24 protein-coding genes and 1 pseudogene are annotated in these 21,135 nt (G+C 40.9%); 2 read left to right on the top strand and 23 right to left on the bottom strand.

Going from position 1 to position 21,135, the window contains the following annotated elements; genetic code table 11:
• Window positions 1-12: 12 nt before the first annotated feature.
• The 15 genes and pseudogenes from rplN to tgt form a co-directional block, all read right to left on the bottom strand.
• The gene (gene rplN, locus HMPREF2542_RS09275) at window positions 13-381 is read right to left on the bottom strand and encodes a 50S ribosomal protein L14 (RefSeq protein ID WP_003071326.1); all 369 of its coding nucleotides are present in this window, start codon (window positions 379-381) and stop codon (window positions 13-15) included.
• 25 nt (window positions 382-406) lie between these two features.
• On the bottom strand, window positions 407-667 hold the full coding sequence (rpsQ, locus tag HMPREF2542_RS09270) for a 30S ribosomal protein S17 (RefSeq protein ID WP_003026542.1): 261 nt from the start codon (window positions 665-667) through the stop codon (window positions 407-409).
• Window positions 668-694: 27 nt separating this feature from the next.
• A complete protein-coding gene (gene rpmC / locus HMPREF2542_RS09265) occupies window positions 695-901 on the bottom strand; it encodes a 50S ribosomal protein L29 (protein WP_003071328.1) in 207 nt (68 codons plus the stop codon).
• A gap of 9 nt (window positions 902-910) precedes the next feature.
• On the bottom strand, window positions 911-1,324 hold the full coding sequence (gene rplP, locus HMPREF2542_RS09260; protein WP_003062852.1) for a 50S ribosomal protein L16: 414 nt from the start codon (window positions 1,322-1,324) through the stop codon (window positions 911-913).
• A gap of 3 nt (window positions 1,325-1,327) precedes the next feature.
• The gene (gene rpsC / locus HMPREF2542_RS09255) at window positions 1,328-1,981 is read right to left on the bottom strand and encodes a 30S ribosomal protein S3 (protein ID WP_003071330.1); all 654 of its coding nucleotides are present in this window, start codon (window positions 1,979-1,981) and stop codon (window positions 1,328-1,330) included.
• A gap of 12 nt (window positions 1,982-1,993) precedes the next feature.
• On the bottom strand, window positions 1,994-2,338 hold the full coding sequence (gene rplV, locus HMPREF2542_RS09250; protein ID WP_003026550.1) for a 50S ribosomal protein L22: 345 nt from the start codon (window positions 2,336-2,338) through the stop codon (window positions 1,994-1,996).
• Between the two features lie 14 nt (window positions 2,339-2,352).
• Window positions 2,353-2,631 carry a 30S ribosomal protein S19 gene (rpsS, locus tag HMPREF2542_RS09245; protein WP_000533765.1) on the bottom strand — a complete coding sequence of 93 codons (279 nt, stop codon included), beginning with the start codon at window positions 2,629-2,631 and terminating at the stop codon, window positions 2,353-2,355.
• 86 nt (window positions 2,632-2,717) lie between these two features.
• Window positions 2,718-3,551, bottom strand: a complete 834-nt coding sequence (gene rplB / locus HMPREF2542_RS09240; protein ID WP_003071334.1) for a 50S ribosomal protein L2 — start codon at window positions 3,549-3,551, stop codon at window positions 2,718-2,720.
• Between the two features lie 17 nt (window positions 3,552-3,568).
• Window positions 3,569-3,865 carry a 50S ribosomal protein L23 gene (locus tag HMPREF2542_RS09235; RefSeq protein WP_003029482.1) on the bottom strand — a complete coding sequence of 99 codons (297 nt, stop codon included), beginning with the start codon at window positions 3,863-3,865 and terminating at the stop codon, window positions 3,569-3,571.
• Window positions 3,865-4,488 (bottom strand): 50S ribosomal protein L4, encoded by a 624-nt coding sequence (gene rplD, locus HMPREF2542_RS09230; protein WP_003029483.1) that lies wholly within the window; start codon window positions 4,486-4,488, stop codon window positions 3,865-3,867. Before rplD ends, HMPREF2542_RS09235 begins: the two co-directional genes overlap by 1 nt.
• 24 nt (window positions 4,489-4,512) lie before the next feature.
• The gene (gene rplC, locus HMPREF2542_RS09225) at window positions 4,513-5,139 is read right to left on the bottom strand and encodes a 50S ribosomal protein L3 (RefSeq protein WP_003029484.1); all 627 of its coding nucleotides are present in this window, start codon (window positions 5,137-5,139) and stop codon (window positions 4,513-4,515) included.
• A 203-nt stretch (window positions 5,140-5,342) separates the two neighbouring features.
• A complete protein-coding gene (gene rpsJ, locus HMPREF2542_RS09220; RefSeq protein ID WP_002894478.1) occupies window positions 5,343-5,651 on the bottom strand; it encodes a 30S ribosomal protein S10 in 309 nt (102 codons plus the stop codon).
• A gap of 514 nt (window positions 5,652-6,165) precedes the next feature.
• A complete protein-coding gene (locus HMPREF2542_RS09215) occupies window positions 6,166-7,983 on the bottom strand; it encodes an acyltransferase family protein (protein WP_058669929.1) in 1,818 nt (605 codons plus the stop codon).
• A 179-nt stretch (window positions 7,984-8,162) separates the two neighbouring features.
• Window positions 8,163-8,807: pseudogene (locus tag HMPREF2542_RS09210) on the bottom strand (uridine kinase).
• A 25-nt stretch (window positions 8,808-8,832) separates the two neighbouring features.
• The gene (gene tgt, locus HMPREF2542_RS09205; RefSeq protein WP_058669931.1) at window positions 8,833-9,975 is read right to left on the bottom strand and encodes a tRNA guanosine(34) transglycosylase Tgt; all 1,143 of its coding nucleotides are present in this window, start codon (window positions 9,973-9,975) and stop codon (window positions 8,833-8,835) included.
• A 200-nt stretch (window positions 9,976-10,175) separates the two neighbouring features.
• Here tgt and HMPREF2542_RS09200 point away from each other — a divergent pair, with 200 nt between their 5' ends.
• On the top strand, window positions 10,176-11,021 hold the full coding sequence (locus HMPREF2542_RS09200; protein ID WP_058669932.1) for a DUF975 family protein: 846 nt from the start codon (window positions 10,176-10,178) through the stop codon (window positions 11,019-11,021).
• Between the two features lie 257 nt (window positions 11,022-11,278).
• On the opposite strand, the gene HMPREF2542_RS09195 is transcribed toward HMPREF2542_RS09200, so the two are convergent.
• The 5 genes from HMPREF2542_RS09195 to HMPREF2542_RS09175 all read right to left on the bottom strand — a co-directional run bounded on the left by HMPREF2542_RS09195 (window position 11,279) and on the right by HMPREF2542_RS09175 (window position 17,583).
• Window positions 11,279-11,773, bottom strand: coding sequence for a kinase (locus tag HMPREF2542_RS09195; RefSeq protein ID WP_037598462.1), 495 nt, complete (start codon window positions 11,771-11,773; stop codon window positions 11,279-11,281).
• Complete coding sequence (locus tag HMPREF2542_RS09190) at window positions 11,774-12,211, bottom strand: CoA-binding protein (protein WP_070484754.1); 438 nt, start codon at window positions 12,209-12,211, stop codon at window positions 11,774-11,776.
• 166 nt (window positions 12,212-12,377) lie between these two features.
• A complete protein-coding gene (polA, locus tag HMPREF2542_RS09185) occupies window positions 12,378-15,023 on the bottom strand; it encodes a DNA polymerase I (RefSeq protein ID WP_058669934.1) in 2,646 nt (881 codons plus the stop codon).
• Window positions 15,024-15,103: 80 nt separating this feature from the next.
• Window positions 15,104-15,886 (bottom strand): Cof-type HAD-IIB family hydrolase, encoded by a 783-nt coding sequence (locus HMPREF2542_RS09180; RefSeq protein ID WP_003034796.1) that lies wholly within the window; start codon window positions 15,884-15,886, stop codon window positions 15,104-15,106.
• A 2-nt stretch (window positions 15,887-15,888) separates the two neighbouring features.
• Window positions 15,889-17,583 (bottom strand): PTS transporter subunit EIIC, encoded by a 1,695-nt coding sequence (locus HMPREF2542_RS09175; RefSeq protein WP_049476470.1) that lies wholly within the window; start codon window positions 17,581-17,583, stop codon window positions 15,889-15,891.
• A 162-nt stretch (window positions 17,584-17,745) separates the two neighbouring features.
• Between HMPREF2542_RS09175 and HMPREF2542_RS09170 the strand changes: the two genes are divergently transcribed.
• Window positions 17,746-18,501, top strand: coding sequence for a MurR/RpiR family transcriptional regulator (locus HMPREF2542_RS09170; protein WP_003034801.1), 756 nt, complete (start codon window positions 17,746-17,748; stop codon window positions 18,499-18,501).
• 61 nt (window positions 18,502-18,562) lie between these two features.
• Here HMPREF2542_RS09170 and HMPREF2542_RS09165 read toward each other — a convergent pair whose 3' ends face one another.
• The 3 genes from HMPREF2542_RS09165 to HMPREF2542_RS09155 all read right to left on the bottom strand — a co-directional run.
• Window positions 18,563-19,594 (bottom strand): sensor histidine kinase, encoded by a 1,032-nt coding sequence (locus HMPREF2542_RS09165; RefSeq protein ID WP_058669935.1) that lies wholly within the window; start codon window positions 19,592-19,594, stop codon window positions 18,563-18,565.
• Between the two features lies 1 nt (window position 19,595).
• Window positions 19,596-20,282: a response regulator transcription factor gene (locus tag HMPREF2542_RS09160; protein ID WP_003071364.1), complete on the bottom strand. Its 687-nt coding sequence runs from the start codon at window positions 20,280-20,282 to the stop codon at window positions 19,596-19,598.
• Between the two features lie 98 nt (window positions 20,283-20,380).
• Window positions 20,381-21,135 (bottom strand): SSURE domain-containing protein (locus HMPREF2542_RS09155; RefSeq protein ID WP_148129473.1); only part of this gene is annotated, 755 nt, incomplete at its 5' end.

Here is a 21,135-nt window from a genome sequence, read left to right as displayed (position 1 = left end):
GTTTGTTTGAGATTAAAGTACTTCTGGGGCAAGTGACACAATCTTCATGAATCCACCTTCACGCAATTCACGTGCAACTGGACCAAAGATACGAGTTCCGCGAGGAGTTTTATCATCACGGATAATCACTGCAGCGTTTTCGTCGAATTTGATGTATGAACCATCTTTACGACGAGCACCTGATTTAGTACGAACGATAACCGCTTTTACAACGTCACCTTTTTTAACCGTACCACCAGGAGTAGCTTGTTTTACAGATGCAACGATGACATCACCAATGCTAGCGAATTTGCGTTTTGAACCACCAAGAACTTTGATTGTCAAGATTTCGCGGGCACCGCTGTTGTCAGCAACTTTCAAACGAGTTTCTGTTTGAATCATTTAAGTTTTCTCCTTTCAGGTAAGATTAGATAATAACAGCTTCTTCTACAACTTCTACAAGACGGAAGCGTTTTGTAGCTGAAAGCGGACGAGTTTCCATGATACGAACGATGTCGCCTTCTTTAGCGATGTTATTTTCATCATGTGCTTTGTATTTTTTAGAGTAGTTAATACGCTTACCATAGACTGGGTGGTTACGTTTAGTTTCAACTACAACTGTGATTGTTTTATCCATCTTGTCAGAAACAACGCGTCCAACAAGAGTTTTACGTTGATTACGTTCCATTTTAGAATTTCTCCTTTCCCAAGTCTATTACTTAACTTCTGATTGAACAGTTTTGATACGAGCGATTTGTTTTTTCACTTCTTTCAAGCGTGCGGTTTGTTCTAATTGACCCGCTGCTGCTTGGAAACGAAGTTCAAACAATTCTTTCTTTAATTCATTTTCACGCTTCGCGAGTTCTTCTTGAGAAAGACCACGAAGTTCTTTAACAAATTCTTTTACTTCATTAAGTTTCATGTCTTCTCCTTATTCAGCTTCACGTTTTACGAATTTTGTTTTAACTGGTAATTTGTGGCTTGCAAGACGAAGGGCTTCACGAGCAACTTCTTCTGATACACCAGCGATTTCAAACATCACTTTACCACGTTTAACGGGTGCAACCCAACCTTCTGGAGCACCTTTCCCAGATCCCATACGCACACCGATAGCTTTGGCAGTGTATGATTTATGTGGGAAGATTTTAATCCAAACTTTACCACCACGTTTCATGTAACGCGTCATAGCGATACGGGCAGCTTCGATTTGGCGGTTTGTGATCCAATGGCTAGTAGTTGCTTGAAGACCATATTCTCCAAATGCTACTTCTTTACCACCTTTAGCTTCACCGCGCATTTTACCACGAAATTCGCGACGGTGTTTAACACGTTTAGGTACTAACATTGGTTATTTACCTCCTTTAGTGTTTTTACGAGCCGGAAGAACTTCTCCGCGGTAAATCCAAACTTTAACACCAAGTTTACCGTAAGTAGTATCTGCTTCTTCCCAAGCGTAGTCAATATCTGCGCGAAGTGTGTGAAGTGGAACAGTTCCTTCAGAATATCCTTCTGCACGAGCGATATCTGCACCGTTCAAACGACCAGATACTTGAGTTTTAATCCCTTTAGCACCAGCACGCATAGTACGTTGGATAGCTTGTTTTTGAGCACGGCGGAAAGCAACACGTTGCTCTAACTGACGAGCAATACCTTCACCAACAAGATGAGCATCTAAATCTGGTGATTTGATTTCAATGATGTTGATGTGGACTTGTTTTCTAGTCAATTTGTTAAGTTTTGCACGAAGTGCATCAACGTTTGCACCACCTTTACCGATAACCATACCTGGTTTGGCAGTGTGAAGGGAAACATTTACTTTGTTTACTGCGCGTTCGATTTCAATAGTTGAAACAGCTGCGTCAGCTAATTCTTTTTGAATGAATTTACGGATTGCAAGATCTTCATGAAGGTAATCCGCGTATTCTTTTTCAGCATACCATTTGGCATCCCAGTCACGGATGATACCGACACGCATACCTATTGGATGTACTTTTTGACCCACGATTTTACCTCCTTATTTTTCTGCAACAACCACTGTGATGTGGCTAGTGCGTTTGTTGATTGGTGAAGCTGAACCTTTCGCACGTGGACGGAAACGTTTCATGGTTGGTCCTTCGTTTGCGTAAGCTTCAGATACTACCAAGTTTGCTTTTTCCAAACCAAAGTTGTTTTCTGCGTTAGCGATTGCTGAATTGAGCACTTTTTCGATAATGCCAGCAGCTTTGTTTGGAGTGAATTTCAAGATTGCGATTGCGTCAGCGACATCTTTCCCACGGATATTGTCCAAAACCAGACGAGATTTGCGAGGGGAAACGCGCACTGTACGAGCCATTGCTTTAGCTGAAGTAATTTCTGCCATGTCCTTCTCCTCTCTTATCTACGTGTCTTCTTATCGTCAGCTGCGTGACCCTTGTAAGTACGAGTTGGCGCAAACTCACCAAGCTTGTGACCTACCATGTCTTCCTGAATATATACAGGTACATGCTTGCGGCCGTCATAGACTGCGATTGTATATCCGATGAAACTTGGGAAGATCGTTGAACGACGTGACCAAGTTTTGATGACTTTTTTCTTTTCGTCGTTGGCTTGAGCTTCAACTTTCTTCATCAAATGCTCATCGACGAAAGGTCCTTTTTTAAGACTGCGTCCCATTTTTATATTTTCTCCTTTAAAATAAGTACCACAGCGGCCTGCGCTGCTAAGCAGCGCTACCGAGCTGGCGGATAGATTGTTTTAGATTATTTCTCGTTGCGACGACGAACGATGAGTTTGTCAGATTTCGCTTTTTTATTACGAGTTTTAAGTCCAAGAGCAGGTTTGCCCCATGGAGTAGATGGCGCTTTACGACCAACTGGTGCTTTACCTTCACCACCACCGTGCGGGTGATCGTTAGGGTTCATTACAGAACCGCGAACTGTTGGGCGAATACCTTTCCAACGGCTACGTCCTGCTTTACCAAGATTAACCAAACCGTGTTGTTCATTTCCGACAACACCAACTGTGGCACGGCAAGTGCCAAGAATCATACGAACTTCACCAGATTGAAGACGAACAAGGACGTATTTCCCTTCTTGTCCCAACACTTGAGCAGAAGCTCCGGCAGCACGTACTAATTCACCGCCATGACCTGGTTTCAATTCAATATTATGAATCAATGTACCGACTGGGATATTAGCGAGTGGAAGAGCGTTTCCGACTTTGATATCTGCTTCTGGTCCAGAAACGATGCGTTGGCCAACTTCAAGGCCCTTAGGAGCGATGATATAAGCTTTTACACCATCAGTGTAATGTACAAGAGCGATATTCGCTGAACGATTTGGATCGTATTCAATTGTTTTAACAACTGCTTCAACACCATCTTTATTGCGTTTGAAGTCAATTAAACGATAGTGGCGTTTGTGTCCGCCGCCTTGGTGACGAACAGTGATACGACCGTTGTTGTTACGACCGGCTTTGTTGTTCAAAGAAACAAGCAAAGTTTTTTCTGGAGTGCTCGTTGTGATTTCGGCAAAATCCAAAGAAGTCATATTACGGCGACCATTTGTAGTTGGTTTATAAACTCTGATTCCCACGATATTTCCTCCTTAGATTATTCTGTTTCAGCACCAAACAACTCGATTGCTTTTGAATCAGCTGTAAGAGTGATGATAGCTTTTTTAGTTTTATTTGTAAAACCAGTATAACGCCCTACACGTTTTGCTTTTGGTTTTACATTGATTGTGTTCACGTTTGCAACCTTTACTCCATCAAAAGCAGCTTCAACTGCTTGTTTGATAAGAAGCTTATGAGCACGAGTGTCCACCTCAAATACGTATTTACCCTCTTCAAGAAGAGCCATTGAGCTTTCTGTAATGATAGGCTTTTTGATTACGTCATACAAATTCATTATGCAAGAACCTCCTCGATTGTAGAGATAGCTTCTTTAGTAACAAGAAGTTTGTCGCTATTTACGATGTCAAGAACACTTGCAGTTGTTGCAGTTGCAACTTTCACATTTGGAAGGTTACGAGCTGAAAGTGCAGCAAATTCATTTCCTTCTTCAAGAATTACAAGTACTTTTGAATCAATGCTAAGCGCAGCAAGTACTTTCGCAAACTCAGCAGTTTTTGGAGCTGTAAATGAAAGGCTGTCTACAGCTACGAATTTGTTTTCAGCAACTTTTTCAGAATAAACTGATTTAAGTGCCAATCTACGAACTTTTTGTGGAAGTTTGTAGGCATATGAACGAGGAGTTGGACCAAATACGGTACCACCACCACGCCATTGTGGAGAGCGAATAGAACCTTGACGCGCACGTCCAGTTCCTTTTTGACGCCATGGTTTGCGTCCGCCACCTGATACTGCAGAGCGGTTTTTAACAGCGTGAGTTCCTTGACGAAGACTTGCACGTTGACTGATGACAACATCAAATACAACTGATTCATTTGGTTCGATACCAAATACTGCATCGTTAAGAACTACTTCACCAGCTTCTTTACCAGTTTGGTCAAATAATTTTACGTTTGCCATTGTGACTGATTTCCCCTTTCCTTATTATTTACCAGCTTTAACTGCTGATTTGATCGTGATAAGAGATTTCTTAGCACCAGGTACGTTACCTTTGATCAGGATAACGTTTTTCTCTGGAACAACTTGTGCAATTTCAAGGTTTTGAATTGTTACACGATTTCCACCCATACGACCTGCCAAGTGTTTATTTTTGAAAACACGGTTAGGCGCAACTGGTCCCATTGAACCAGGACGACGGTGATAACGAGAACCGTGAGCCATTGGCCCACGAGATTGACCGTGGCGTTTGATAACACCTTGGAAACCTTTACCTTTTGAAGTTCCTGTTACATCAACAACATCGCCGGCTGCGAAAGTGTCAACTGTAATTTCTGCACCAACTTCTAAGCCTTCAATGTTTTTGAATTCACGAATGAAGCGCTTAGGAGCCGTGTTAGCTTTTGCTACATGTCCTTTAGCAGGTTTGTTGCTCAATACGTCACGAAGGTCATCAAAACCAACTTGAACTGCGTTGTAACCATCTGTTTCAACTGTTTTCACTTGAAGAACAACGTTTGGAGCTGCTTCAACAACAGTCACAGGGATTAATTCGCCAGCTTCAGTGAAGATTTGAGTCATTCCCACTTTTTTCCCTAAGATTCCTTTTGTCATGAGAAAATGTTTCCTTTTCTATAGTTTTTTCAAAAAGTTTTTAACGAGCGTTTTTTATGCTCAAGATTAAGATACCAAGGGCGTCAAGAGCGAAGCAAAAATAGAAAACTGACGCCGTGTTCGATGAACACTAGGAAGTTTATCTTTTTTGCACGGCTCTTAGCCTGTGTTCAATTTCACTTGAACGATTTCTTAATATTTGATTAAAGTTTAATCTCTACGTTCACACCACTTGGAAGATCCAATTTCATCAAAGCGTCAACTGTTTTTTGAGTTGGGTTAATGATGTCGATCAAACGTTTGTGCGTGCGCATTTCAAATTGTTCGCGAGAATCTTTATATTTATGAGTCGCACGAATGATTGTGTAGAGGCTGCGTTCAGTTGGAAGTGGGATTGGACCTGCAACTTCAGCACCTGTACGAGTAGCAGTTTCTACGATTTTTGCAGCCGCTGTGTCAAGTGTACGATGTTCGTAAGCTTTCAAACGGATGCGGATTTTTTTGTTTGCCATCTTTTTCTCCTTTTTCGTCTATTTAAGATAATAGGCTAGCTCCACAAGAAAACCGACAGGCGATCACGTGGCAATGCAACCGAGCGTGTCGCAACCTCTTGTATCAAAGCTATAGACTGTTTTTCACAGCACCATAATATCTTAACACAAAGAACCAAGCATTGCAAGGGATTTGAGCAAGTTTTTTAGTTTTTTTATTTGAAAGCGTTCCCCTTTCTTATTGAGCTTTTACTATCTTCTGAAAAAGCAAGAGATTAAATATAGAAATCTTTATTAGTCGTAAGTACCAACACAAAAAAATCAAGTCTCATTTAAAATGAGGCTTGACATTTACAAATCATTTTTTCTTTAATATGAATAAGTAGAATTGCCTGGTAAGAAGACAAACTACCCCTTCCACGCTTAAAGTCAGTTTGTTTCCTACATGCTTAGTTGAAGGGCTTGCACAGATTTTTAACTACTAGGATAAATCGAATGTTCAATACAAACTTGCACTTCCCCATGCACTAAGAATTTACTTGTGCTTTACAGGCCCATCTGCTGCTTTTGTGACAGCCTTTTGAATTTCCTGCGCATAGAGTCGACCACCTGCAGCAATTGTGTCGGCATCTTCTCCAAAGTGGATATGATCACTACCTACCCAGATTTCTGGGTGCTGCTTGGCAGTAGTGTTCCAATCGGCAATGGTGACGTAAGCATATTTCTTGGCTAACTCTCTGGCATATTGCGCATGTTTTTCGGCGACAGGATTGTCATATTTGTCTGAATTACCATCGTAAGGAGTTACCAGAATAAGCCGATGTCCCTTCGGTAAGGTCTTGACTAACTCATTCAGTTCTTCTTCGTAGTTAAAGACAATATTAACACCGGTTGCTACCACGACGGTCTTGAGCAGACCGCCAGCTGCGGCATTATTGCTCATAATTTCGCGAGCCTGAGCTGTATTGCGACTGCCTTGAGCATCGACTTGTGCATCCGGCAGGACTTCCTTCAGCGGAGTACTAGCCCGTAAGGTAACGGAGTCACCAATAATCGTCACACCATCTGCAATATTGTAACTACTAGCTTCTCCTTTTTCTGCAAGACTTTTAGTCCGATTTAGCCTGGTGTCAGCCTGATGAAGGCCATTGACTAGCATATCTGTCTCAAACGCCCCAATCTTCGGAGCAAGTCTGATAGCCAGCAGGCTGATAAGAAGCAAACCTACGGAACTCATTGCCAAGACCTTTTTCAACTGCGTAAAATGCAAATCCCAACCGAGAAAAGCAGGGGACTTCCCAGCAATGATTGGCTCAATAACATAAAAGGACAGTCCAGCAAAAGCAAGAGAAAGAAGACTTGTTAACATCACCGCAGGCAGATTGCCCATCAGCTGTGAAAAAATCGTGTAGAAAGGCCAATGGAAAAGATAGACTCCATAACTCGTATCAGCAATCACTGTCAAAACTAGTGGTTCTTTTAGGTCAGGAGTCTTCTCATGCAAGATCCGTGTAGCCAATATCATAGCCGCCGCTGACAAACTAGCCAAAAGAAAACCGAGCAAATAGGTAAAAGGCGAATCAAACTTGACCCAAAGCATCATCACGCCTAAGAGACCCGCTCCCGCCGCAAAGACCAGACAAGCCTCTCGCAAAGACCAGGAGCGAATTATTTTCTTTAACAGGCCTGTCATCTGTTTGATACCGGTCAAGGTCGCTAGGATACTGCCGACAAAGAAAGGATAAATGTGAGTCCAGGTCGAGAAATAAAGCCCCGAAAAACTGAGTCCTAAAAGGCTGCCAATAAACATACTGAGAAAGCTGATAAGCAAACCAAACGAAGACAGCAAAAAGATACTGCCCCTCAGCTGGCCGGCTGTTTTGCAATATTTGGCTAGGAACCAGACAGCCAGTCCCCAAAGTAGATAATAATGAACCTCTACAGCCAGACTCCAGTTATGGACAAATAAATGTGGAATAAACTGAGCCTCGTAGCTTCCACCCGTCATCATTTCGTAAAAGTTAGTCACAAAGCCCATGACTGCTGCAATCTGCGTTCCAATACTGGCTACAAAATCCCGCCGAATCAAAAAGGTAAAGGGCATGACCACCAATACCATGACGATGACAGGGGGAACAATCCGATAAAAACGCCGTCGAAAGAAGGCTAGAAGCTCTATTTTTTTACTCTGAGAAAACTCATCAATCAAGAGCGATGTAATCAGAAAACCTGAAAAGGTAAAAAAGACATCAACACCGAGAAATCCCCCAGGAAATAATTTTTGAAAAAAGTGATACAAGAGAACCAGCAATAAGCCTGTCACTCGAACCATTGAAAACCATTTGATACGCATATTTCTCCTAAATCCTTTTCACTACTGCTACAGACCGACCAACTCCCGCAAGCCTACATCACTGCTGAGTCAAGCAAGCCAAAAATTCTGTTAATTGCTGCATTTAGCAACGTTGCTATAAAATCTATTTCATTCTATTTTACCAAAAAATAAGCCAAAAAAACAAAAGACCTGGAATTTTATTTTCCAAGTCCATTGCTTATTTTATCTATTCCAAAGCCCTCTTCAGTCTGGCTGATGAGAAAATCAGCCTCTTCCTGATACATTTTATAGTAGTGTTCATATTGCTGGCGGCGGCTAGTGTGCGCTTACCGAATCCAGTGCACATCGCGACCTCGAACGGCTGTATCTCGAGCCAAGCGGCGCTCCAGCTCTGTCCCCTCATCCGTGTGAAAGCAAATAGATAAATCAAACAGATTCTTTGGTAAAAAAGCTGCTGACATGCCTTCTACTATTAAAATCGGCTTTTGAGCTGACAAGCGGAGGCCGGATGCCCAAGCTGTACCTATCGTCAAGATATCCAGACCAGACTGCAAAGCACGAATATCTCGTTCTAGACTACTGAGCTCATGAACAGCCGGGAGACAGGCTGTTACTTTTTGATGAGGAAAATCCTTAGAACTGAGCAAATCTCGATACTCTCCAACAATTACGTAAGGATCTGTTGCCAGCAGATTGGCTCGTTCCTCACCCAGAATTAGTTGGAGTTTTCGAGCGAAAGTTGACTTGCCTGAAGCACCATGACCGTAAATACGCAGGGTATGTTTTTGGTCGTCTGACAGATATGCTGTCAATCTTTCCAGCAATTTTTCTTCATCAGACATAGTTTATCCTTTCAAATAAAATTTCTTAAAAATTCCTCTTGGATCGATTGTAGCCGTAACGCTCGACAAAGTCTTCACGAAATTCTAGTAGATTATCATCTAAAATAGCTTGACGAACCTTTTTCATCAGATTAACTAAGAAATAAAGATTATGATAGCTAGTTAGACGCAAGCCAAATGTTTCATCAGCTTTTAGTAAATGACGAATATAGGCTCGTGTGTAATTTTTACACGTATAACAATCGCAATCATGGTCTAGTGGTGTAAAATCTTCTGCAAACTGAGCATTCTTAATCACCAAACGTCCTTCGCTGGTCATACAGGTACCGTTTCTGGCAATCCGAGTTGGCAGGACGCAATCAAACATATCAACGCCCCGAATCACACCGTCTATCAAACTATCCGGCGCTCCAACTCCCATGAGATAGCGAGGTTTGTTTTCAGGCAGCATAGGCGTTGTGAAGTCTAGCACTGCATTCATCTCTTCGTGAGACTCTCCGACAGCTAGTCCACCGATAGAATAACCTGGAAAATCCATGCTGACCAAATCATGCGCCGATTGACGACGCAGATCTTCAAAACCAGCTCCCTGCACAATCCCAAAGAGTCCTTGATCGTGAGGACGACGATGGGCTTTGAGTCCACGCTCTGCCCAGCGACTCGTCCGCTCAATGGATTTCTTGACATAATCATACGGTTGGTAGAACTGCGGGCATTCATCAAAAGACATCATGATGTCACTTCCCAGATTGTTCTGAATAGAAATCGCTTTTTCTGGCGACAAAAACATCTTAGAGCCGTTGAGGTGATTTTTAAAGGTCACACCCTCTTCTGTGATATTGCGGCTGTCTGCCAAGGAATAAACCTGAAAACCGCCGCTATCCGTTAGAATAGCTTGATCCCAGTTCATGAACTTGTGCAGCCCACCCGCACGAGCAATCAGCTCATCACCTGGTCGCAACCAGAGATGGTAAGTATTGGCCAAGATGATACCAGAGCCCATTTGCTTGAGCTCCTCAGGAGACTGAGTCTTGACCGTAGCCTGAGTGCCGACCGGCATAAACATAGGTGTTGGAAAGGTGCCATGAGGTGTGATAATCTCTCCCAAGCGAGCACCTGTGTGCTTTTCTTTTTTAATCAAACGATACTGAATCGGTGAATCTGACATTTTTACCTCCGATGCTGGGAAAAACAGTCCCAGATCTTCATTCTATAGTGTGTGAGTTTCACTTGCTCACAACATCCTGTATGATTTTATCAAAAAAAAGAGGAAAGATAAAGCAGTAATTTTTTCAAAAGGTTTTCTGCCAGCTATGATTAACTTGACTCCAAAATATGGTATAATATGTTTCAAATTAGGAGGCAAATATGAATTTAAGTGAATTGCGGGCAGAGGCTCGTCGTATCCAACGTCAAACCAAAGGTATCTATGCACTCTTTTTGGTACCAATTCTAACGGCGATTATTTCCGTTGTTTACAATTATTCTTCAGATACCTTTTCCAATAATATCTTACAATATGGCATTCAAAAGACGATTGTCCACGGAATCAATCGTTCTCTTTTCCCAATCGCGATTAGTTTTATCGTATCTTTCTTTTTGACGGCTGCTTTTTGGACCTTACTGGAAGTCATTCGTGGAAAACGGCAAGAGGTGCATTTTACAGATTCAGTTCGGACTTTTGATAGTAAAGTAATTGGTCCTGTTTTCATGACACTTTTGCTCAAACGTGTATTACTATTTCTGTGGAATATTTTCGTCTGGATTGGAAGCGGCATGATGATTCTGGCTAGTTTTAGTGTCATAAAACTCCTCCCCAATTCTCAAGCTCTCTCACAAAATACTGCACTTCAAACAACTATTGGGACATTGTTACTTTATATTCTCATCGGTTTTATTTTGATGGTAATCGGTATTATTATTGCACTTCCTCAATATTACGCTTATTCGCAAGTAGAATTTATTCTTTGTGATACATTAGAAAACCAGAGCTATGAGAGCGCCTTTAAAATCATCCATGCAAGTCGCCAAATGATGAAAGGTTATAAAGGAAAGCGATTTGTTCTTGATTTAACCTTTATCGGTTGGTACTTACTAAGCGCCATTACTTTTGGCATTGCTTCCATTTACGTTTATCCTTACGTTTATACAGCTCAATCTCTTTTCTATGAAGCTGTGCTAAAAGAACAAAATCAGACTCCAATTTTTTATTAATTTCTTGTGTGAAACAATTGGCAATCCAACAAAAGACTTGAACAAACTGTTCAGGTCTTTTGAGTTGTATCCATTTTTCGTAAAGTGATTCCGCTAAAGTGTTCTATTGCAAACTTTACATGAAAAAAGCCACCAATGGGTGACTTTTATTAGGGAGATTATTATGAAAAAGTTTAGGATTTCTATCAAATAAAGTTAGGAGGTCTTCATTTGATAAACATAGTATAACCAAGTTAGCTTAAATCAACCTTAATTTTTTATAACAAATTGATATTTTTAGAAATTTTTTGAAAAGCATCTTCCAGCGAAACCTGATCTGTAAATATCGCTTCCTCCCAACCCAAGAAATCACATTCTTTCCACCAACGTTTCATATCAGCTGGACTAAAGTCTGCTTTCTTGTTCCTCGTTTGGTGACGGCGAACTGTCTCTTCAAACGTTAAATCATAATAGTAAGACAGAACTTTTGGATAAAATAGAGTATGCAATTTTTCTAGCATTTGCCCATAAATATCTGTTTCATAAAAACCTTCAACGATAACCAACAAATCTCGCTCATAGCCATAGCGGGCGATCGTTTCTGTCAAAGAGATTGATAGATTGCCCGGCTTGACCTTTTCTTTCAGCATATCACGACGAACGATATCTTGTGAGATGAGCAGCGTCTTTCGACCATAGTATTCTTGCAATTTCTTTGCCAAACTCGTTTTTCCTGAACCAGAATTACCTCTGATAATCACCAATGTTGCCATTTATTCTCCTAAAATCCGACGTGTATGTTCCCGTTTGATACAGCGATCCATGATAATATCACCCCGACCAGCTGCCCGCAGAATCTGCTCCGCCTCTTCATTTTCCAAACCCAACTGCGCCCAGAAAATTGTAGCATCTGCTTCCAGAAAATCACGCGCCACATCTGGCAGAAATTCACTGCGACGATAAATATCTACAATGTCAATAGAAAAAGGAATGTCCTTTAGACTGGCATAGACGGTTTCTCCTAAAATCTGACCGCCGGCTGCTCGAGGATTGACCGGAACAATCCGATAGCCTCTCTCTTGCATCTCTTTGGATACACGATGGCTAGTTGCCTCCTCGCGATCCGACAAGCCAACAACCGCAATCACCTTGCTATTTTTTAAATACTGTTTGATAACCCCATCGCTGGGATTTTGGAAATGATAGATCATAAAATTTTCTCCGTAATCTTTCATGTATCGTGAGCCATACTGTCCCTTTTTGAACCAGAAACACAAATATTTTATAAAGTTGATGTCTTTGCCTTGAAAGTTTCTGATCTGAACTGAACACAGCTAAAAAATCAGAATGATATAGCTCTTTGGGGGACTTTTGATTCTACTTCGCTTCATACCAGGTCTTGCCTGCGCTTTCGTCCGCTTTCAAGGGAACAGAAAGTTCAATGGCAGATTCCATGATGTCTTTGACCAGCGTTTTGATAACGGTCAGTTCATTTTCGGGTACTTCCAGCACAATTTCGTCATGAACTTGCAGTAGCATTCTGGTTTTAAAATCTCCCTCTGTCAAGGCCTTATCTAAACGAATCATCGCAATTTTGAGAATATCTGCAGCCGATCCTTGAATCGGTGAGTTGATAGCTGTCCGTTCTGCAAATCCTCGGACATTGAAGTTACGAGAATTGATATCTGGGATCTCCCGACGACGGTGAAAGAGAGTTTCTACATAGCCCTTGTCTCGTGCCTCTCGCACTACATTTTCCATATAATTCTTGATACCCGGATAGCGCTCAAAATAAGTATCAATATAGGACTTCGCTTCCTTACGACTAATACCCAGATTGTTGGCAAGTCCAAAGTCAGAAATTCCGTAAACAACACCAAAGTTGACAGCTTTGGCATTGCGGCGGTCATTTGGTGTCACATCTTCTGGTCTTTCGATATTAAAAACCCGCATGGCTGTCGAAGTGTGAATATCTGCCCCGTGTCTGAAAGCCTCAATCAGATGTTCATCACCTGAAATATGTGCCAAAACCCGCAGCTCAATTTGCGAATAATCAGAGCTAAGTAAAACACTGTCCTCCCACTCTGGCACAAAAGCTTTCCGAATTAAGCGTCCTTGCTCCAAACGAATTGGAATATTTTGCAGATTGGGATCCACACTTGATAGCCGTCCTGTTTGAGTCAAATCTTGAAGATAGCGAGTATGAATCTTTCCATCTGCTAAAATCCAATCCTGTAGCCCCATAACATAGGTTGATTGAATTTTAGCAATTTGCCGATAGTCCAAAATCTTCTCCACAATCGGTGCAATCGGTGCCAAACGTTCCAATACATCTACTGCCGTAGAGTAGCCCGTTTTGGTTTTCTTAGTGAAAGATGTTGGCAGACCCAGTTTTTCAAAGAGAATGCCTCCCAACTGTTTAGGCGAATTGATATTAAACTCTTCCCCTGCTAAGTCATAAATTTCCTGAGTTAGTCGAGTCAGAATTCTCTCGTTTTCAATCTGCATGGTTTGCAATGTTTCGCGTTCTACCTTGATACCAGCAATTTCCATTTTAGCCAGCACAAAGGCTAAAGGTTGCTCCATTTCATACAGCAGATTTAGCTGGTCATGCTGGCACAGCAAGTCTGTCATAGGCTTTTCCGTTTCAATGAGAACTGTGACTTTTCTGGCTAAATGGCTCAATAAAATAGCTTTTTCAGGCAGTGCCCGCTTAGCGCCTTTCCCATAAACCGCCTCATCTTCGGCGAGTTTGGTCTTGCCATAAAGACCAGCAATTGTTACGATTTCATTGTTATCAACGGTTGAAAGAAGATACTTAGCTAAACGGCTGTCAAACGATGGTTGCGAAAGCTCAATACCTAAGCGACTGAGTAAGACCTTGGAGCGTTTAAAATCATAAACCTTGAGGGCTGTGTTTCCCAGAAATTCTTTGAAAGCTGGTTGCTGCAAAAGGTTGATGTCCTGACTGGCATAAATCTGCTGTGCATTTCCCCACGCAAAGCCCACCATCTCGTCTATGTGGTAATTGTCCCCCAACATTTCAAAGTAGAAAAAATCATCTTTACTGAGCATTTCTGGACGGACCTCCGTCACTTCCTCAAAAGCAATGTCAGCCGCCTCTTCTGGCTCTACTTCCGCTTCTAGCGCTTGCTTAAATTGTTTAAAACCCATTTCATCATAGAATCTGCTTAATTGTTTGATATTCGGACCTTGATAGAGGATATCTTCCAAACCAATTTCGATTGGGGCTTGGGTATCAATGGTGGCAAGTGTTCTAGATAAGAAAGCAATGTCCTTATCATTGATGAGATTTTCCTTCATCTTAGACTGCTTCATTTGGTCAATGCTGTTATAAATGCCTTCCAGAGAACCATATTCCAAAAGAAGCTTGAGCCCTATTTTTTCGCCGATTTTAGTCACGCCAGGTATATTATCTGAGGAATCGCCCATAAGAGCTTTGAGATCAATGAACTGGGCTGGTGTAATTCCCATTTTTTCCATTAGATAGGCTGGTGTAAATTCCTCAAATTCTGCCACACCCTTTTTGGAAATTTCCACAATTGTATTGTCATCGGTCAGCTGGATTAGATCCTTGTCTCCACTCACGATCGTCACATCGTAGGGTACAGGCGTGTTTTCAGCCATTTTATCCAGAGTTCCAATAATATCATCAGCTTCATACTGATCCAAGTCGTAATAGCGAATACCTAACTTATCCAGCATTTCTCGGATAAAAGGAAGCTGCTCACGAAATTCCTCCGGCGTTTTAGCTCGACCACCTTTGTAATCAGCATACATCTCTGTCCGAAAGGTGGTCTTCCCCGCATCAAATGCCACCAAGATATGAGTCGGCTGCACCCGCTCCATTAAATGATTGAGCATAAGGTGAAAGCCATAAATAGCATTGGTATGAAGTCCGGACGGACTCTTGAATCGATCAATTTGATTGTAAAGTGCGAAAAAAGCACGATAAGCTACAGAAGAGCCATCAATTAACAGTAATTTATTCTTATTTTCCATATTATTTATTATACCATGAAACCAAAGAAATTTTCTGATTAAGAATAATAGCAATATCTAAAAAGCCTAAGAGAATTTTCTTAAGCCTTTATACTATTTTGATACAATAACTTCTCCAAATGCTTGATAGCATCTGCAAAGCTGTCGACAACATAGGAAGCAGCTGCCTGGACAGTGGCAGGGGCATGTGTCATACAATAGGAAATATCGGATTTTTCAAACATCGAAATGTCATTTCCAGAGTCGCCAAATGCCACAACTAGTTGATAATGCTTTTTCAAAAGCTGTAAACCACTACCTTTTGAAACATCTTTCGCAGTCACTTCTATGCGAGTGCTCCCTGATTGATAGACTTCTAAGTGGGGAAAATGTTCTTTTAATTCTTTTACATAGACAGACGTTTTCGCTGCTTCTGGACGAATGTTAAACTTGTAAATCTGACGTTGCCGAACCAAATCATAAGGATTTTCCAAGCAAAGAATGGGCATATTCCACAAACGCCGATTGTCCTCATGGTCAAAGTTGCCAATTCTCTCTTCGCCATCAAGTGCATCAAAAACGAGTTTTTCTTTTTTGAGGTAGTCTAACAAGGCCTGTACATCTACTGATGCCAACTTTTGAGAAAATAATATATTCCCATTTTCAGCAATCATGGCGCCATTAAAGCCGATTGCATAGCTTAAATGAAGCTGATTACGTTGCGTAATGTAGTTGATTTCCTTGACAGAACGACCCGTAGCAATAGCGAAGTCACTGTAACGTGTCAACTTTTGATAAGCTTGCCAGTCTACTGAATTAACATCAACAGAATTTTTCACAAAAGTTCCGTCTAAATCTGTTACACATAAAATCTTATGTGCCATGGCTATTCCTCTAAACCTAGAATGTCTTGGATTTCCATTTTGAGAACATTGGCATAAGCGCCATAGATAGATTGCATTTGCATGCCATTTTCAGCAAAACCAAGCGCTTCATATTGGTTGACAATCGTATCCTTATCCACTAATGATTTGTCCTTGACATCAATCCGCAAACGAGTGATACAAGCATTGACATCAACAATATTTTCCGGACCACCGTGGGCTGCAATCAAACCGAGAGCCTGTTGGTGCGTTTTTTCTTGCTTGCTAAGTTCTTTCCCTTCAGATTTTTCTGGAGTAGGTGCTGTATCCTGTGGAGCTGCTTGACCGACATTTTGAATCTTCAAGCCATATTTACCACGCGCTTCTTGCTTACTTGCCAACTTGACTTCATCCGTATCTTCTCGACCTGGAGTCTTAAAGTTGAATTTCAAAATCATAAATTTAAAGACATAGTAATAAAGGAAGAAATAAGGGATACCTACTAAGAAAACGAGCCACCAGTGCGTTTTAGGTCCTTGCAACACACCATAGATTACAAGGTTAATGAAACCATGTCCAGTAGGAGTTGCTACACCAGCACCCAGCATGTGCATAACAAACAAAGCAGAACCTGCCAAAACAGCGTGCACAGCGTAAAGCATTGGTGCCACAAAAAGGAAAGTAAATTCGATTGGCTCTGTAATACCAGTCAAGAATGAAGTTCCAGCTGCTGCAAAGAGAAGCGAACCTGCTACTTTACGTTTTTCTGGAGAAGCAGTCTTGTACATAGCATAAGCAGCCCCAGAAAGACCAAACATGAAGTAAACAAATTTACCACCATTGAAGCGCGTAATAGATGGGTCAATAGACTTGATCGAAGAATCCGCTAAAGAAGCAAGGTAGGCATTGACCGTACCGACGACATGGTTACCACCAATTGTCCATGAGCCACCAAGCTCTGTCGTACGAACCGGCCAGTTGAGACCATGGTGCAAACCAAACGGCAAGAGAGCCCGCTCAATCAATCCATATAAGAAAGTACCAATCGGACCTGACTTCAAAACGAGGATAGACACTGCGCTAATGCCTGCTTGAATAGTCGGCCAAATAAAGAAAATTGCGATAGCCACAAAGGACATAGCCACCATAGTGACAATTGGTACAAAACGTGGTCCACTGAAGAAGCCAATCATAGTTGGCAATTCTTGCTTCACAGCCCACTTGTGAATGAAGTAAACAGAAACCCCAACGATAATCCCTCCAAACACACTGAGGTCCATGGTTTGAATTCCTAGAACCTTTGTCTGCATGGCATTTGATAAAGCTAGCTTAGCTGCACCGCTTGATAAGTTAGCAGTATTGACTAGCCTTCCACTGATTTTCAACAAGAAATTCAAAACATTGTGCAAAACAAGAAAACCTAACAAACCAGATAAAGCTGCCGACCCTTTTTCCCGTTTTGCAAGACCAACTGAAACTCCGACTGCAAAAATAACAGGTAAGTTGCTAAAAGCTGTACCACCAAGCGCAATGAAAAATTTCATGACAAATTGAAAAACTGCATTGTTCAAAAATGGGAACATCTTGAGTGTGTTTTCATTGGTAAAAGCTGTACCAATACCTTGAATAATCCCTGCGCCGGGCAATACCGAAACAGGGAGTAAGAATGAGCGTCCAAATTGCTCAAAGGCAGAGATAAATTTATTCTTCTCTTTCATTTTTTTGCTCCTTGTATTTTTCTGTTTTCATTTTAACAAAAATAAACGCGAAAACGTTTTTTTAGAAAGAAGTTTCTATCTTGCATAATTTTGACTATTTCGGTAAAATTTTACTAAGTAGAAAACGTTTTTCTAAAAACAAGGTTTTAGAAAAGAGGCTTTATGTTTCTAAAAAATTTAAAACAACACTATGATCGATTGTCTGTAAATGAGCAGGAAGTCATTGACTACCTCATGCGTCAGAAAGAAGTAGAGACAATCACATTAAAGACCATTGCAAACGAACTTTTTATTTCCTCTTCCACTGTCATTCGTGCTTGTAAAAAATTAGGCTATCAAACTTATAATGAATTACGCTATGATTTACGCTTATCAAAAGAACTAAAAAAAGAGCAAGCCAAGTCTGAACGAACTTCTTTTGAGCAATTAAAAGAACAGGTACAAGTCGAATTTGAACACACCGTATCCATCTTGTCTGAACAAGATTTTCAGATTTTTGCAGCTAAAATTCTTTCAGCTAGAAGGATCTTCTGCATCGGAGTAGGATCTAGTTACATGCCTATGAGCGATTTTAACCGAAAACTCAAACTTATCAATATTTGGTCCAATGATTACTTTGAGCAATACAGCATTGACCGGATTAAAGACATTGCTACACCAAAAGATGTGATTATCGTCTTTTCACTCGGTGGCAGCAATAAAGACGTCAACCACAGTATCTTACAGGCAAAAGAACAAGGGGCAACTGTTCTTACAATCACCACTTTAGGAAACCATCTTCTCGCTAAAATCAGCGATCACATGATTTTTGTCTATGATGCACCAAAAAAACGCGAAAAATTGCGTTCGCGTTTAATGTTCAATTTAGTTGGAAATCTTCTCTTTGAAGTCATTCTAGCTGAGCAACAAACAAACTAATAAAAACAAAGAGTGAGATAAACAGGAAATGTTCATTTTTCTAGTCTATCTCACTTTCATTTTATAAATCTAATACAAGCGAAAAACTACTACCTTGTCCATACTCACTTTTCACGAAAATATCACCACCCAATTGGCGTGCCAATTCACGTGCGATATAGAGCCCTAGACCGTGCCCGCCTGTTTTCATATTGCGCGAGCTTTCCACTCGATAAAGGCGCCTGAAAATCTTGTCTAAATCTTCTGGTTTGATGCCCTGTCCTTCATCCGTAACACTGACAGTCAAACACTGACTTTCGACAACTGCATCAATACTTAACTTTGTTCCTGCCTCTGAATACTTAAAGGCATTGCTGACAAGATTGAGAATAATTCGTGATAACTTGTCATAGTTGCTAATAATCTTTGCCGATGCTGGCTGCACAGAAATTTGAATATCTCTCTCCTCTTTATCAATGGCCAGCTGAAATTCTGACATAATATCAATCAGTAGCTTATCCAGAAAAATCTCTTCTTTTTCAAGCGGCGCATTTGGCTGATTCATTGTATTCAGGGTAATGAAACTCAATTCTTCCACTAGTTTATTCAAGCGATCAGTCTGGCGACTGATGGTTTTTAGATAATGTCGCTGCTCATCTGCTGCAATCACACCGTCTAGCATTCCTTCCACGCTTGCCTGAATGGAAGTTAAAGGAGTCTTGATATCATGCGATAGTTGTGCAATCATCAAACCCTTTTCCTTCTCACTTTCTTCCAACGAAGTAAAGGTACTTTGCAAGTTTCTTGACATATTATTAAAGGCATCTGCCAGCTCTTTAAATTCAGTTGGATTTTTTATATCATTTACTGTTGCAAACTTCTTGTCAGAAATTCCTTTTATGAGCTGTTTTAATTTATCCAAAGAGAGAAAGACACGGCTCAACAGCAAAAGGCTAACCAATGCCCCTGTAATACTAGCCAGAATGCTAATACCAATAATAAAATAAATATCACTTTTTGAAATCAGCATGGTGTTGACAGACCAGATGATTGCAACAACCGTGATCGTTGTGGAAATGAGGTATCCCACAATAATAAAGTGTTTTAATTTCATTTTAAACCTCTATCTTATACCCTAAGCCCCAGACGGTCTTAATCGTGGGCGTTTTTTCAGTACTGAACTTAGCTAAATCCTGCCGCAGAGCATGAATGTGTACGTTTAGCGTATTGGTGTCATCCACAAAATCTTCTCGCCAAACTTTTTCGTATAATTCTGTCTTTGAAAATACACGCTGAGGATTACTAGCAAGAATCCATAGTAGTTCAAACGATTTAAGGGTCATTATCAATGGTTGTCCGTGAACTGTCACTTTGCGTGTTTCATAATTTATCTCTAAATCTCCTAGTTGGAGTTTTTCATCTGCTCCCGCACTACGGTGAATGCGACGTAGGATATTATTGACTCGTAAAACCAATTCCCGCGGACTAAAAGGCTTGGTAATAAAATCATCCGCACCCATACTGAGAGAATAAATCTTATCTGGCTCAGATGTTTTAGCCGTGATAAAAAGGAAAGGCTGGTCTGGAGCAAGATATTGTACTTCCCCAATCAGATCATAGCCATCCATATTAGGCATCATAATATCTGTAATTATCAAATCAATTGAATATTTCTGAAACAACTCTAAAGCTTCTTGTCCATCATGCGCCACATTGACTTCATAACCTGCCTGTGTTAAATAACGCTTGTTAATCTCGGTAATCTCTACTTCATCATCTACTAACAAAATTCTCTTTGTCATATCCTTACCTCTACTGTGAAAAATAGTGTTATACCATGAAAAAGTATAACACTATTCCTATACTTGATTCAAGCATTATCGCTCACAAAGTGCGAGGCTTATTTCTTTTCTCTGCGTTTCATTCCGACAAGTGCTAGAATAGCTGCTGAGCTTAATCCAAGAAGCCCTAGAACTGTCAAACCAAGAGAAGATTTTTGACCTGTATTAGGAAGCGATTTTTTACTTGCCCTAGCTTGTCCACCTTTTGAAGATGTCGCAGAAGGTGTTCCGCCTTTATTTGAATGCTCGTTTCCATTATGTTCTGCTTTTTTGCCCTGGTCTTGTGTTTGACCATTTTGACCTGGTTGTGATTTTTCTGGCTTAGCTTCTGCTTTCTTTTCACCTTTTAGGTTAATTGTGACAGATTTGGTTGCAATGACATTGCTTAAGTCAGCTTTGCCATCTTTTGCACCATAAACTGTGACAGTTGCTTTATACGAATGTGTTCCATTAGCTTTTAACTGTTCTAACAGAGCTTTGTCTTGTTTACCTGCAGCATTACCGTCTAATGAAACTTGGTAGAAATATTGGCCTTTGCCTAAGCCTGCTAGTGGCAATAGACCTGGATGCTTTGCTTTGCCGTTATCAGACCATGGTGCTCCATTTGAGGATTTGAGCAGAAGACGAGTCAACATGCCATCACCACCAAAGAGTTCATACGGGATCACTTGATTGACACCGGCTGTAAATGGTCCAGGAAAGACTGCATTTTTTAAGTAGCTTGCTGGAACATCAATCTTATCTTTGATATTTTCTGAAACAGATTTCTTGATTTGATCTGCTGTTGTTGTGCCATTTAAGTTCAATTTTACTT

This window comes from Streptococcus sp. HMSC034B05 (assembly GCF_001809055.1).
Taxonomy (GTDB): domain Bacteria; phylum Bacillota; class Bacilli; order Lactobacillales; family Streptococcaceae; genus Streptococcus; species Streptococcus constellatus.
The sequence above is the reverse complement of the archived record's forward strand: the minus strand, read 5'-3'. Positions and strand labels throughout refer to the sequence as shown.

Bases quoted from the DNA above. Each gene is read 5' to 3' on its own strand.
- rplN (WP_003071326.1), bottom strand. From the start codon at position 381: ATGATTCAAACAGAAACTCGTTTGAAAGTTGCTGACAACAGCGGTGCC.
- rpsQ (WP_003026542.1), bottom strand. From the start codon at position 667: ATGGAACGTAATCAACGTAAAACTCTTGTTGGACGCGTTGTTTCTGAC.
- rpmC (WP_003071328.1), bottom strand. From the start codon at position 901: ATGAAACTTAATGAAGTAAAAGAATTTGTTAAAGAACTTCGTGGTCTT.
- rplP (WP_003062852.1), bottom strand. From the start codon at position 1,324: ATGTTAGTACCTAAACGTGTTAAACACCGTCGCGAATTTCGTGGTAAA.
- rplV (WP_003026550.1), bottom strand. From the start codon at position 2,338: ATGGCAGAAATTACTTCAGCTAAAGCAATGGCTCGTACAGTGCGCGTT.
- rpsS (WP_000533765.1), bottom strand. From the start codon at position 2,631: ATGGGACGCAGTCTTAAAAAAGGACCTTTCGTCGATGAGCATTTGATG.
- HMPREF2542_RS09235 (WP_003029482.1), bottom strand. From the start codon at position 3,865: ATGAATTTGTATGACGTAATCAAAAAGCCTATCATTACAGAAAGCTCA.
- rplD (WP_003029483.1), bottom strand. From the start codon at position 4,488: ATGGCAAACGTAAAATTATTTGACCAAACTGGTAAAGAAGCTGGTGAA.
- rplC (WP_003029484.1), bottom strand. From the start codon at position 5,139: ATGACAAAAGGAATCTTAGGGAAAAAAGTGGGAATGACTCAAATCTTC.
- rpsJ (WP_002894478.1), bottom strand. From the start codon at position 5,651: ATGGCAAACAAAAAAATCCGCATCCGTTTGAAAGCTTACGAACATCGT.
- HMPREF2542_RS09215 (WP_058669929.1), bottom strand. From the start codon at position 7,983: ATGCGTATCAAATGGTTTTCAATGGTTCGAGTGACAGGCTTATTGCTG.
- tgt (WP_058669931.1), bottom strand. From the start codon at position 9,975: ATGTCAGATTCACCGATTCAGTATCGTTTGATTAAAAAAGAAAAGCAC.
- HMPREF2542_RS09200 (WP_058669932.1), top strand. From the start codon at position 10,176: ATGAATTTAAGTGAATTGCGGGCAGAGGCTCGTCGTATCCAACGTCAA.
- HMPREF2542_RS09195 (WP_037598462.1), bottom strand. From the start codon at position 11,773: ATGGCAACATTGGTGATTATCAGAGGTAATTCTGGTTCAGGAAAAACG.
- HMPREF2542_RS09190 (WP_070484754.1), bottom strand. From the start codon at position 12,211: ATGATCTATCATTTCCAAAATCCCAGCGATGGGGTTATCAAACAGTAT.
- polA (WP_058669934.1), bottom strand. From the start codon at position 15,023: ATGGAAAATAAGAATAAATTACTGTTAATTGATGGCTCTTCTGTAGCT.
- HMPREF2542_RS09180 (WP_003034796.1), bottom strand. From the start codon at position 15,886: ATGGCACATAAGATTTTATGTGTAACAGATTTAGACGGAACTTTTGTG.
- HMPREF2542_RS09175 (WP_049476470.1), bottom strand. From the start codon at position 17,583: ATGAAAGAGAAGAATAAATTTATCTCTGCCTTTGAGCAATTTGGACGC.
- HMPREF2542_RS09170 (WP_003034801.1), top strand. From the start codon at position 17,746: ATGTTTCTAAAAAATTTAAAACAACACTATGATCGATTGTCTGTAAAT.
- HMPREF2542_RS09165 (WP_058669935.1), bottom strand. From the start codon at position 19,594: ATGAAATTAAAACACTTTATTATTGTGGGATACCTCATTTCCACAACG.
- HMPREF2542_RS09160 (WP_003071364.1), bottom strand. From the start codon at position 20,282: ATGACAAAGAGAATTTTGTTAGTAGATGATGAAGTAGAGATTACCGAG.